Origin of the sequence: Pseudoxanthomonas sp. Root65, from assembly GCF_001427635.1 — a bacterium.
Classification (GTDB): domain Bacteria; phylum Pseudomonadota; class Gammaproteobacteria; order Xanthomonadales; family Xanthomonadaceae; genus Pseudoxanthomonas_A.
On record NZ_LMHA01000003.1, the window covers coordinates 259068 to 272042 of the forward strand.

Sequence of the window (12975 nt, forward strand, 5' to 3'; positions counted from 1 at the left end):
CCCCCGGTCCGCGCTTATCATTCGCGCCCCGATGATTTCGGGCGGTTAGCTCAGCGGTAGAGCACTGCTTTCACACGGCAGGGGTCACAAGTTCGAAACTTGTACCGCCCACCAGTTCCAGCGAAAAGCCCGGCCTTGGCCGGGCTTTTTCGTGTCTGTCCGGCAGGCGCGCGCGCAGACGTCCCGCCGGGCCGCGCGGCGCAGCCGATGCGCGGCCTTAAGTGCTTGTTTCGCGGGGTGAAACGGCCCGTCGGATGGGGTGTCTGTGGTACACTCGGCGCGCTGCAGAACCCGCCGGAATCCCCGCCCGATCCTGCCCCGCCGGACTTGTCCCGGCCAGGCATGCTTTGGCCCGGAGCCAGGCCCGAAACACTCTGAGAACACGGAACCCGAATGGCCGATACCGCCAAGGAAATCATCCCCGTCAACCTTGAAGACGAGATGCGCCGCAGCTATCTCGATTACGCGATGAGCGTGATCGTGGGGCGCGCGCTTCCGGATGTCCGCGACGGCCTGAAGCCTGTCCACCGGCGCGTCCTGTTCGCCATGAACGAACTGGGCAACCACGCCAACAAGCCGCACGTGAAGTCCGCCCGCATCGTCGGTGACGTGATCGGCAAGTACCACCCGCACGGCGACCAGTCGGTGTACGACACGCTGGTGCGCATGGCGCAGCCGTTCTCGCTGCGTTACATGCTGGTCGACGGCCAGGGCAACTTCGGTTCGGTCGACGGCGACTCCGCCGCCGCCATGCGTTACACCGAAGCCCGCATGGCCAAGCTCACCCACGAGCTGCTGGCCGACATCGACAAGGAAACCGTCGACTTCCAGCCCAACTACGACGAGAAGGAACAGGAGCCGACGGTCCTGCCGACGCGCTTCCCGAACCTGCTGGTCAACGGTTCGGCCGGCATCGCGGTGGGCATGGCCACCAACATCCCGCCGCACAACCTGTCGGAAGTGGTCAACGGCCTGATCGCGCTGATCGATAATCCGGAACTGGATGTCGACGGCCTGATGCAGTACATCCCGGGCCCGGATTTCCCCACCGGCGGCATCATCAACGGTACCGCCGGCATCATCGCCGGCTACCGCACCGGCCGTGGCCGCGTGCGCATGCGTGCCAAGGCCGACATCGAGATCAACGACGACAACGGCCGCGAGTCGATCATCGTCACCGAGATCCCGTACCAGGTGAACAAGGCGCGGCTGATCGAGAAGATCGCCGAGCTGGTGAAGGAAAAGAAGCTCGAGGGCATCAGCGAGCTGCGCGACGAGTCCGACAAGGACGGCATGCGCATCTACATCGAGGTCAAGCGCGGCGAATCGGCCGAGGTCGTCCTCAACAACCTGTACCTGCAGACGCCGATGGAATCGGTGTTCGGCATCAACATGGTGGCGCTGGTCGACGGCCGTCCGCAGCTGCTCAACCTGAAGCAGATGCTGGAAGCCTTCGTGCGCCACCGCCGCGAAGTGGTGACCCGCCGCACCATCTTCGAACTGCGCAAGGCGCGCAACCGCGCCCACATCCTGGAAGGCCTGACCGTCGCGCTCGCCAACATCGACGAGATGATCGAGCTGATCAAGACCTCGGCCAACCCGCAGGAAGCGCGCGAGCGCATGCTGGCCAAGACCTGGGAGCCGGGCCTGGTCGGTTCGCTGCTCGCCGCCGCGGGCGCCGAGGCCTCGCGTCCGGAAGACCTGCCGGCCGCGATCGGTTTCGTCGATGGCCGCTACCAGCTCAGCGAGGCCCAGGCCACGCAGATCCTGGAAATGCGCCTGCACCGCCTGACCGGCCTGGAGCAGGAAAAGCTCACCGAGGAATACCGCCAGCTGCTGGAAACCATCGCCGGCCTGATCCGCATCCTCGAGAACCCGGACGTGCTGCTGCAGGTGATCCGCGACGAGCTGCTGAACGTCAAGGCCGAGTTCGGCGACGAGCGCCGCAGCGAGATCCGCCACAGCGAGGAAGACCTCGACATCCTCGACCTGATCGCGCCGGAAGACATGGTGGTCACGCTGTCGCACGCCGGTTACGCCAAGCGCCAGCCGGCCAGCGCCTACCGCGCGCAGAAGCGTGGCGGCCGCGGTCGCAGTGCGGCGTCCACGAAGGAAGAGGATTTCATCGACCAGCTGTGGCTGGTCAACACGCACGACACACTGCTGACGTTCACCAGCAGCGGCAAGGTGTTCTGGCTGCCGGTGTACCAGCTGCCGGAGGCCGGTTCCAATGCGCGCGGCCGCCCGATCATCAACTGGATCCCGCTGGAGCCCGGCGAGAAGGTGCAGGCCGTAGTGCCGGTGCGCGCCTATGAAGAAGGTCGCTACGTCTTCTTCGCCACGAGGAACGGCACGGTCAAGAAGACGCCGCTCACCGAGTTCGCCTTCAAGCTGGCGCGCGGCAAGATCGCGATCAACCTGGACGAGGGCGATGCCCTCGTCGGCGTGGCGCTGACCGATGGCGAGCGCGACATCATGCTGTTCGCCTCCAACGGCCGTGCCGTGCGCTTCTCCGAAGCGCTGGTGCGCGCGATGGGCCGTACCGCCACCGGCGTGCGCGGCATGCGCCTGGTCGAGGGCGCCGATGCGGACGCCGACGGCGAGCATGACGAGGGCGAGGCAGCCGACGGCGAGAGCGCGGCACCGATCCTGGAATCGGGCTCGGAGGTGGTCAGCCTGGTGGTCGTCGACGGCGATGGCGACATCCTGACCGCCAGCGAGCGTGGCTACGGCAAGCGCACTCCGGTGGCCGACTACCCGCGCAAGGGCCGTGGCACCCGCGGCGTCATCGCGCTGAAGACCACCGAGCGCAATGGTCGCCTGGTCGGTGCGATCCAGCTGTCCGACCACCACGAGGTGCTGCTGATCTCCGATGGTGGCACGCTGGTACGCACCCGCGCGGCGGAAATCTCGCAGGTCGGCCGCAACACCCAGGGCGTGACCCTGATCCGGCTCTCCGAGGGCGAGACGCTGCAGGCGGTGGAACGCCTGGACGCGTCGCTGGACGACGAAGAAGGCATCGAGGGCGTGCCCGGCGTGGTCGCCACCACGCCCGAGGCGACCGACATGCCGCCGGAGGCCTGATCGGCGATTGATCGAAGGCGTGCGGGAGAATGACCCCGCCGCCTTCATCGCTGCGTTCTATACTGCCGGTACGACCACGGCAGGGAATGGCAGATGGGATCGGTAGACGGGAACAGCAACAACGCGCGCAGCCGCTGGATGCGCGCGTTTTTTATTGGCCTGCTCGCAGCGGCGGCACTGGCCGGCTGCAAGCGCAACGAGTCCGGGCAACTGCCCGAGGCCAGCGGCGAGCCGATCAAGGCGCAGGCCGCCCAGGTGGACGGCTTCGCGCTGGTCGGTGCCTATCCCGACCAGCATGACGGCGACCTCGCCATCGCGCTGGAATTCAGCCGGCCCCTGGTGAGCTCGCAGGACTTCGACGCGTTGCTGGTGGTGAAGGACGCCAACGGCGCCGCGGTGAAAGGCAGCTGGGTGCTGGACGACAAGGGCCTGGTGCTGCGCTTCCCGTCGGTGGAGGCGGCCAAGGACTACGAGGTCACGCTGAAGGCCGGCCTGTCCGCCGCCGACGGCACGCGCCTGGGCAAGGACGACACGCGCAAGGTGCACACCGGCGAACTCGATCCGGCCGTGGGCTTCGCCTCGCAGGGCAGCGTGCTGCCGGCGCGCGAGAGCCGCGGCCTGCCGGTGGTGTCGATCAACGTGCCGGAAGTGGATGTGGAATTCCTGCGCATCACCGAGAAGCAGTTGCCCAAGTTCTTCGCCGAGTACCAGCGCGGCGGCCGCCGCGGCAGCTGGGACCTGGACAGCGACTACGGCGACAGCACGCCGCTGGGCAAGCTGGCCGAACCCGTCTACCTCAACCGCTTCGTGCTGGGCGGCAAGCCCAACGAGCGCGTGCTGACCTACCTGCCGATCCAGGACATCCGCGAGTTGCAGGATCCGGGCCTGTACTTTGCGGTAATGAAGCGGACCGGCAAGTTCGCCGGCGAGTTCGAGACCGCCTTCTTCACCGTCAGCGACATAGGCCTGCACACGCGTGCGTACAAGGACAAGCTGTTCGTCCATACCGCCTCGCTGCAGGACGGCTCGGCCACCGGCGGCGTCGAGCTGAAAGTGCTGGACGCCCGCGGCGAAGCCATCCTGGCCGGTAAGACCGACGGCAACGGCAATGCGCTGCTGAACTACACGCTGGACGCCGGCCACGTACTGGTCGCCACGCGCGGCAAGGACGTGTCGATGCTGCCGTTCAACCAGCCGGCGCTCGATCTGTCCGAGTTCGCCGTGGCGGGCCGCGAGCAGGCGTGGTTCGATGTGTTCGCGTGGTCCGGTCGCGATCTGTACCGCCCGGGCGAGACCGTGCGCATCTCCGCGCTGCTGCGCGACAACGACGGCAAACCGGTGCCGGCCCCCAAGCAGGGCGGCGGCCAACCCGTCTTCCTGCGCCTGAAGCAACCCGACGGCAAGGTCTTCCGCGAGACGCGCCTGCAGCCGGGCGCGCAGGGCTATTTCAGTTTCGAGCAGGCGATACCGGTCGAAGCGCCGACAGGGCGCTGGCAGGTGGAGTTCCGTACCGACCCGGCCAGCAAGGAGGCCGTGCAGGGCATGACGCTGCGCATCGAGGAGTTCCTGCCCGAGCGCATGAAGCTGGACCTGGACGCGGCGCCGGTGCTCAAGCCGGGCCAGCCGTTGAAGCTCAAGGCGACGGCCGCCTACCTGTATGGCGCGCCGGCCAGCGGCAACCGCTTCACCGCCAAGCTGGCGGTGGCGGTGGAACAGCATCCGCTGGAGCAATTGCCGGGCTATTTCTTCGGCGATCCGACCATGGAACTGCCGAAGGAAGCCAAGGACGTCATCGACACCACGCTGCCCGAGAGCGGCGTGCTGGAAGAGGACATCGCGTTGCCGGCGGAAGCCAAGCCGCGCAGTCCGATCGCCGCCATCGTGTCCGGCAGCGTCTACGAGACCGGCGGCCGCACGGTCAACCGCACGCTCAAGCGCGTGCTGTGGCCGGCCGACGCGCTGGTGGGCATCCGTCCCCTGTTCGACGACAAGGACGGCGCCGATGCCAACGCCAACGCCGGCTTCGAGGTGGTGCGCATGGATGCCGCCGGCAAGCCGCAGCCCGGCAAGGGGCTGAAAGCCACGCTGGTGCGCGAGCTGCGCGACTACCACTGGAACCATTCCGACGACGGCGGATGGGATTACGACTTCACCCGCCGTTTCGAGAACAAGGAGACGCGTACGCTCGATGTCGGCGCGGGCGCATCGAAGATCGACTTCCCGGTGGAGTGGGGCGAGTACCGGCTGGACGTGTTCGATCCGGCCACCGGCCTGACCACACGCTATCCGTTCCGCGCCGGCTGGAGCTGGGACGACCAGAACCGCGGCCTCGACGCGCGCCCCGACAAGGTCAAGCTGGCGCTGGACCGGACCGGCTACAAGGCCGGCGACACGCTGAAGGTCACGGTCACGCCGCCGCATGCCGGCAAGGGCCTGTTGATGGTCGAGAGCGACCGCATGCTGTACGTGCAGGCGATCGACGCCAAGCCGGGCAGCACGTTCTCCATTCCGGTGACCAAGGACTGGGAACGGCACGACGTCTATGTCACCGCCCTGGTGTTCCGTGGCGGCTCGGCGCCCAGCAAGATCACGCCGGCGCGCGCGGTCGGCGTGGCGCACGTGCCGATGGACCGTCGCGATCGCCGCGTCGCGGTCGGCCTGTCGGTACCGAAACAGATGCGTCCCGAGCAGAACCTGTCGGTCACTGTCAGCGTGCCCGAACTCGCGGGCCAGACCGCGCATGTCACGGTCTCCGCGGTGGACGTGGGCATCCTCAACATCACCCGCTTCCCGGTGCCGGATGCCAAGGCGCAGTTCTTCGCGCAGCGCCGGCTGGGCGTGGATGCGTACGACATCTACGGCCGCGTGATCGAGAGCTTCGAGGGCGGCAGCGCGCGGATGCGTTTCGGCGGCGACATGGCGTTGGCCGCCTTGCCGCAGGCCAAGCGGCCGACCTCGCGCGTGCAGACGGTGGACCTGTTCTCCGGGCCGGTGAAGCTGGACGGCAAGGGCAATGCGCGCATCGCGCTGAAGGTGCCGGACTTCAACGGCACCCTGCGCGTCTCGGCGCTGGTCTATTCGGACACGCGCTATGGCAACCGCGATCGCGAGACCGTGGTGCGCGCGCCGATCGTGGCCGAAGCCAGCCTGCCGCGCGTGCTGGCGCCGGGCGACAGGAGTACGGTGACGCTGGACGTGCAGAACTTCACCGGCAAGGCCGGCGTGTTCAAGGTGCTGGTGAACGGCGAAGGCCCGCTCAATATCGGGGAAGGTAGCAAGACCGCGGATCTGTCGGTCGACGCCAAGCGCACGCTGACGTTCCCGATCACCGCGGGCGAGGGCTACACCACCGCGCAGGTGCGTGTGCGCGTGGAGGGCAACGGCTTCAAGGTGGACCGCCGCTACGACGTGCCGGTGCGCGCGGGCTGGCCGGCGGTGCTGCGTTCGCGCACGCAGGTGCTGGACAGCCTGGTGCCGGTCGAGATGGGCGCGGGCTTCGCCGATGGCCTGACGCCCGGCTCGGTGACCGCGCGCATGACGGTCAGTGCGCTGCCGCCGATTCCATTCGCCAGCGCGCTGAAGGGCGCGCTGGAGTATCCGTACGGCTGCGCTGAGCAGACCACCAGCAAGGGCTATGCGGCGCTGGAACTGGACGATGCTACGGCCAAGTTGCTGGGCATCGACGGACTGGAAGCGAAGAAGCGTCGCGAACGCATGGAGGGCGCGTTTGGCCGGCTGGCGTCGATGCAGGTGGCCAACGGCCACTTCTCGATGTGGGGCAACGACGATTACGTCAATCCGGGCCTGACGCCGTACATCGCCGAATTCCTGCTGGATGCGCGCGAAGGCGGCTTCGCCGTGCCGGACGCGGTGCTGCAGAAGGCGCTGACCCGTCTCAACGAAGACCTGCTGGCCGGCGGCGCGCAGTTCTACGGCTACGATCGGCGCGATCACCTCAAGTTCGCCAACCAGGCCTATGCCGGCTACGTGCTCGCACGCGTCAACCGCGCGCCGCTGGGCACGCTGCGCGCGCTGTACGACAACGAGCGCGGCAAGACGCTCACCGGCCTGCCGCTGGTGCACCTGGGTATCGCGCTGACGCTGCAGGGCGACAAGAACCGCGGCGCGAAGGCGATCGCCGAAGGCTTCGCCAAGACCGGTGATCGCCCTGAGTACCTCGGCGATTACGGGACCAAGCTGCGCGACGACGCGCTGATGATCGCGCTGGTGCACGAGCGCAAGCTCGCCAAGCCGGAGTACGACCGCCGCGCGATCTCGCTGGGTCGCGAACTGGATGCGCGCCGCAACAGCGGCTGGATGTGGCTCAGCACGCAGGAACAGGTGGCGCTGGCGCGGCTGGGCAAGGCGCTGATGGTGGACCAGAAGAAGCTGGTCTCTGGCCAGTGGAGCATCGGCGGCGATGCCGAAGCCGTCGCACCGGTGCGGCTGTTCGGCCGCAGCGTCGACTACGCGACGCTGGCCCTCGGCGCGCGCTTCACCCCGGAAGGCTCGCCGCCGCTGTACGCCTCGCTGGACGTGGCCGGCATCCCGCGCACCGCGCCGGCACCGGACGACCGCCAGATCGGCATCGAGCGCCGCTACTACACCACGGACGGAAAGGAGTGGAAGGGCGGCACGCTGAAGGAAGGCGAGGCGCTGATCGTGCGCGTGGGCATCACCGCCAATGTCGCGATGCCCGACGCGCTGTTCACCGACCTGCTGCCGGCAGGGCTGGAGATCGAGAACTTCAACCTCGGCGACGCCAGGCAGTGGGCGGACGTGGTGGTCGATGGCATCTCGATCAGCGATCGCGGCGGCGCGGCGGACGTCAAGCACGAGGAGTTCCGCGACGACCGCTATGTGGCGGCGCTGAAGCTGGAACGGGGCAGCACCGCCAAGGTGTTCTACCTGGTACGCGCGGTCACGCCGGGCACCTACAGCGTGCCGCCATCGCTGGTGGAGGACATGTACCGTCCTGACATCCGGGGTGTCGGCAGGGCGTCGCCGGCGACGATCACGGTGGTGCAGCCCTGAGGAGCAGGAGTGAGGAACAAGGAGTGAGTGGAGAGTACAGACCCATGCGTCTGCCGAATGTCGGATCGGGGCAGGAACCCTGCCGCTAGTGGACCTGGAAAAAGACAGGGCGGAGCGAAGGCACGGCTTTCGCTCACTCCTCACTTCTCGCCGCTCGCTCCTTGCGTCCCTGCGCTGGAGTACCGTGGGCCTGCTAATCGGCTTGCTGGCGCTCGATCTCGCTTTCCCACCCCCGCTGCCGAAGACCCGCGACACCAGCACGCTGGTCGTCGCGCGCGACGGCACACCGCTGCGGGCCTTCGCCGACCGCGAGGGCGTGTGGCGTTACCCCGCGTCGCCCGGCACGGTCTCGCCGCTTTACCTGCAGGCGTTGCTGAACTACGAAGACCGCTGGTTCTGGCAACATCCCGGCATCAACCCGTGGGCGCTCGTGCGGGCGGCCGCGCAGTTCGTGCAGCATGGACGCGTGGTCTCCGGCGGCTCCACGCTGACCATGCAGGTGGCGCGCATGCTGGACCGGCATTCGCGCACGCCATGGGGCAAGGCCAAGCAGATGCTGCGCGCGGTGCAACTGGAAGCGCACCTGTCCAAGCGCGAGATCCTGACCCTGTATCTGGAACGTGCGCCGTTCGGTGGCACCATCGAAGGCGTGGACGCCGCGAGCTGGGCCTATCTCGGCAAGCCGGCTTCGCGGTTGTCGCATGCCGAGGCCGCGCTGCTCGCCGTCTTGCCGCAGTCGCCCAGTCGGCTGCGTCCTGACCGCCATCCGGACGCCGCGCGCAACGCACGTGACAAGGTGCTGCAGCGCATGGCCGAGCTCGGCGTCTGGTCGAAGGCCGAGGTCGACGATGCCCGCATCGAACCCGTCGTCGCCCGCAGCCTGCAGGCACCCTTGACCGCCGCGCTGCTGGCCGAACGCCTGCGTCGCCAGCAGCCGCGCGCACCGCGCATTACCTCCACGCTCGACGCCGGTCTGCAGCGCACGCTGGAGGAACGGGTGCAGGGTTACTTTTCCACGCTGCCCGCCCGTACCTCCGCCGCACTGCTGGTGGTCGACAATGCCACGATGGAGGCACGTGCCTATGTCGGCTCGGTGGCGTTCGGCGATCGCGAGCGGCTCGGGCACGTGGACATGGTGCAGGCATGGCGCTCGCCCGGCTCGACGCTGAAGCCGTTCCTGTACGGGCTGGCCTTGGACGATGGACTGATCCACTCGGAAAGCCTGCTGATCGACGCGCCGCAGTCGTTCGGCGGCTACCGCCCCGGCAACTTCGATGCCGCCTTCAACGGCCCGGTCAGCGCAGCCGATGCGCTGCGGCTGTCGCTCAACGTGCCGGCGGTGGACCTGCTGGACCGGGTCGGGCCGGCGCGCTTCTCCGCGCGACTGGCGAACAACGGTCTGGTCCTGCGCTATCCGCGCGGTGCGCAACCGAACCTGTCGCTGATCCTCGGCGGCACCGGTGCACGGCTGGAGGATCTGGTAGGGGCGTACGCCGGACTGAACCGCGGCGGGCTGTCGGGCCGTGTGCGCTACACCGCGCAGGATCCGGCGTCCGACCGGCGCCTGCTGTCGCCCGGCGCGGCGTGGATCATCCGCGAGGTGCTGGAAGCGAATCCGCGTCCCGGCTACGGCAGTGGCGTGCTGGATATCGGCCACCGCCCGCGCGTGGCCTGGAAGACCGGCACCAGTTACGGTTTCCGCGATGCCTGGGCGCTCGGCAGCACGCGGCGCTACACGGTGGGCGTGTGGGTCGGGCGGCCCGACGGCACGCCTTTGCCCGGCCAATACGGCGCCGTCACGGCGCTGCCGTTGATGTTCGAAGTGATCGACAGCCTGCCGCGCGCGCAGGGCGATGCCGGTCCGACGCCGCCGCCTGCCGATGTGGCGGAGCAGGCGATCTGCTGGCCGCTGGGCACACAGGCAGACGCCGACTCGCCACAGCTCTGCCAGCGCAGGCGCGATGCATGGACGCTGGGCGGCAACGTGCCGCCGACCTTCGCCGAGCGCGACGCGCGCCTGTGGAATGCCGGGCGCGAACGCTTCGAGGTGGATGCCCGCACCGGCCTGCGCCTGTCGGGCGAGTGCGCACGCGCGCATGAAGCGCGCAGCACCGAAATCGCGCGCTGGCCCGCACTGGCTTCGCCGTGGCTGCCGGCGCGTGAGCGGATGGCGTCGCGGCTGCCGCCGCTGTCGCCGGATTGCCAGCCCGATGGCCGCGACGCGGCCGAGGAGCTGCGTATCGACGGTCTCAACGACCTCGCCACACTGGCCCGCGCACCCGGCAGCGAGCATGGCGTGCGCCTGCAACTGCGCGCGCTGGGCACCGACGCACGCGTGCAGTGGCTGCTGGACGGCCGCTGGATCGCCGAGACGCGCGGCGCGCAGGCGTTCCAGCAGGATTTCACCGAGCCGGGCGAGCACCAGCTCACTGCGTTGGCCGACAGCGGCGCCTGGGCGCGGGTGCGGTTCAACGTGTTGCGGTAGGGCGGATGCCCTCCGTGTAACGTGGTAGGAGCGGGCCATGCCCGCGATGCTTGTTCGTGGGATAGAAAGGCATCGCGCCCGAGGGCGCTCCTGCAGCAAGCCGGATGCGTGAACTCAGCCGATCTGTTCCAGCACGTGCTCGGCGCCGGAGACCTTGTATTCGCCCGGGGCTTCGACGAACACGTTCTTCACCACGCCGTCTTCCACATACAGTGCGAAACGCTTGGCGCGGATACCCATGCCGTAGGCGCTGGCGTCCATCTCCAGGCCCAGCGCTTTCGCGAAGTCGGCGTTGCCGTCGGCCAGCATCTGCAAGCCGTCCGGCACGTGCTGGGTCTTGCCCCAGGCCTGCATGACGAACGGGTCGTTGACCGACACGCAGAACACCTCGATGCCGCGGCTGCGGAAGTCGTCGAAGTGCTGCACGTAGCTGGGCAGGTGCTTCTCCGAGCAGGTCGGGGTGAAGGCGCCCGGCACGGCGAACAGCACCGCCTTGCGGCCGTCGAACAGGGTGGTGGTATCGACCGTCTCGACGCCTTCGCGGATACGCTTGAGAGTGACTTCGGGGACGCGCTCGCCAACCTGGATGCTCATGGGATTGCCTTGTGTGGACGGAAACTGAATGCAGTGTAGCGCGCACCCGTGGCGGGGCCGTGACGGCCTTGAAAGCCCGGGCGTCGCGCCTACTTTCCCGGGCACAGGCGGCCGGCGTGGCCGGCGCCACTTCCCGAGGAGACATCGACATGAGCATCGTGCAGTACAACCCCTGGGGCAACGCCCGTGGCCTGCAGGACGAGATCAAGCAGGTCTTCGACCGCTTCCTGGGCGAAGCCGACGCCGACCAGTCCAACGTGGTGACCAGCCAGTGGGCGCCGCGCGTGGACATCCGCGAAGACGGCGACCGCTTCGTGATCCTGGCCGACATTCCGGGCGTGGACCCCAAGGACATCGAGATCCACATGGACAAGGGCATCCTGACCCTGCGCGGCGAGCGTGCCGCGGAGAAGAAGGACGAAGGCACGCGCTTCTCCCGCGTCGAGCGCGTCTACGGCACGTTCTACCGCCGCTTCTCGCTGCCGGACAGCGCCAATCCCGACGGCATCACCGCCAGCGGCAGGCACGGCGTGCTGCAGATCGACATTCCCAAGAAGCCCGAAACCACGCCGCGGCGCATCCAGGTGCAGTGACCCGCGCGTCCCGCCGTCGCTGCACGGCGGGGCCACGGGCGTAGCGATAGAATCGGCCCGTGGCGCCCGCGTCGCGGGCCGTTCTTTTTTCAGGATGTCGTGCGTCTGCGCGCATCCGCGTGATCCTGCGGAGATCCCATGCAGTTCAAGGACTATTACGCGGTACTGGGCGTGGAGCCCACCGCTGGCGATGCCGAGATCAAGACGGCATACCGGCGGCTGGCCCGCAAGTACCACCCGGACGTCAGCAAGGAAGCCGGCGCCGAGGACCAGTTCAAGGCCGTCAACGAGGCCTATGAGGCGCTGCGCGACCCGCAGAAGCGGGCGGCCTACGACCAGTTGCGCGCGCGCGGCTACCGGCCGGGCGAGGAATTCCGGCCGCCGCCGGATTTCGGCCGCGGCGGACCCGGTGCGCAGGAGTTCGATTACGACGAGATCTTCGGCGGCGCAGGTGGCGGCAGCGGCGGCTTCAGCGATTTCTTCGAAGGCCTGTTCGGCCGTCGGGCACGTGCGGAGCAGGGCGGCCCACGGGGGCCGCAGCCCACGCGCGATTCGCGCGCCAAGCTCGCTGTGCCGCTCCAGGCCGTGCATGACGGCGGCAGCGTGCGCGTGAACGTCAACGACAGGCAGCTGGACGTGAAGGTGCCGAAGGGCGTCAAGCCCGGCCAGGTGATCCGGCTGACCGGGCAGGGCGTGCAGGGCGGCAACCTCTTGCTCGAAGTGGAGTACGCGCCGCATCCGCAGTTCGAGGTCGACGGCCGCAACATCATCCATGTGCTGTCCCTGACGCCGTGGCAGGCCGCGTTGGGCGCGACGCTCAGCGTGCCCACCCTGGGCGGCGAGGTCGAACTGAAGATCCCCGCCGATTCCGACACGGGCCGCAAGCTGCGGTTGCGGGGCCGCGGCCTGCCCGGCACGCCGCCGGGCGACCAGATCGTGGAACTGGAAGTCACCGCGCCGCGCGCCGAAACCGAAGAACAGCGCAAGGCGTACACCAAGCTGGCCAAGGCTTTCGGTAACGCCTGAGGCAACCCGCTATCCGCTCGCAGGAGCGGGCCTGGCCCGCACCTACCGGTCTAGCGGTCGGGACGGTTGCAGCACAGTCCACCGTCACGGGGGCAAGAGCATGGCGAAAATTTCGCCATCGATCTTGACAGTCCCGCCGTGCAAGGCGGCTACGCGGTT

Annotated in this window: 6 protein-coding genes and 1 tRNA gene; 6 read left to right on the forward strand and 1 reads right to left on the reverse strand. The window is 68.4% G+C overall.

The genetic code is table 11. The features are described from left to right. Nucleotides 1-39 precede the first annotated feature (39 nt). The 4 genes from ASD77_RS15950 to pbpC all read left to right on the forward strand — a co-directional run bounded on the left by ASD77_RS15950 (nt 40) and on the right by pbpC (nt 10603). Nucleotides 40-114, forward strand: a tRNA-Val gene (locus ASD77_RS15950). A 279-nt stretch (nt 115-393) separates the two neighbouring features. Then, nucleotides 394-3084 carry a DNA gyrase subunit A gene (gene gyrA, locus ASD77_RS15955; RefSeq protein ID WP_055944225.1) on the forward strand — a complete coding sequence of 897 codons (2691 nt, stop codon included), beginning with the start codon at nt 394-396 and terminating at the stop codon, nt 3082-3084. A gap of 138 nt (nt 3085-3222) precedes the next feature. After that, a complete protein-coding gene (locus tag ASD77_RS15960) occupies nt 3223-8118 on the forward strand; it encodes an alpha-2-macroglobulin (protein WP_055945039.1) in 4896 nt (1631 codons plus the stop codon). A 169-nt stretch (nt 8119-8287) separates the two neighbouring features. Further along, the gene (gene pbpC / locus ASD77_RS15965; protein ID WP_235578580.1) at nt 8288-10603 is read left to right on the forward strand and encodes a penicillin-binding protein 1C; all 2316 of its coding nucleotides are present in this window, start codon (nt 8288-8290) and stop codon (nt 10601-10603) included. 114 nt (nt 10604-10717) lie between these two features. Here pbpC and ASD77_RS15970 read toward each other — a convergent pair whose 3' ends face one another. Next, a complete protein-coding gene (locus ASD77_RS15970; protein WP_055944228.1) occupies nt 10718-11197 on the reverse strand; it encodes a peroxiredoxin in 480 nt (159 codons plus the stop codon). Nucleotides 11198-11346: 149 nt separating this feature from the next. Here ASD77_RS15970 and ASD77_RS15975 point away from each other — a divergent pair, with 149 nt between their 5' ends. Together ASD77_RS15975 and ASD77_RS15980 are read left to right on the forward strand one after the other, a co-directional pair. Beyond that, nucleotides 11347-11790 carry an Hsp20/alpha crystallin family protein gene (locus tag ASD77_RS15975; RefSeq protein WP_055944230.1) on the forward strand — a complete coding sequence of 148 codons (444 nt, stop codon included), beginning with the start codon at nt 11347-11349 and terminating at the stop codon, nt 11788-11790. Between the two features lie 138 nt (nt 11791-11928). Next, nucleotides 11929-12816, forward strand: coding sequence for a DnaJ C-terminal domain-containing protein (locus ASD77_RS15980; RefSeq protein WP_055944233.1), 888 nt, complete (start codon nt 11929-11931; stop codon nt 12814-12816). Nucleotides 12817-12975: the final 159 nt, after the last annotated feature.

Bases quoted from the DNA above. Each gene is read 5' to 3' on its own strand.
- gyrA (WP_055944225.1), top strand. From the start codon at position 394: ATGGCCGATACCGCCAAGGAAATCATCCCCGTCAACCTTGAAGACGAG.
- ASD77_RS15960 (WP_055945039.1), top strand. From the start codon at position 3,223: ATGCGCGCGTTTTTTATTGGCCTGCTCGCAGCGGCGGCACTGGCCGGC.
- ASD77_RS15970 (WP_055944228.1), bottom strand. From the start codon at position 11,197: ATGAGCATCCAGGTTGGCGAGCGCGTCCCCGAAGTCACTCTCAAGCGT.
- ASD77_RS15975 (WP_055944230.1), top strand. From the start codon at position 11,347: ATGAGCATCGTGCAGTACAACCCCTGGGGCAACGCCCGTGGCCTGCAG.
- ASD77_RS15980 (WP_055944233.1), top strand. From the start codon at position 11,929: ATGCAGTTCAAGGACTATTACGCGGTACTGGGCGTGGAGCCCACCGCT.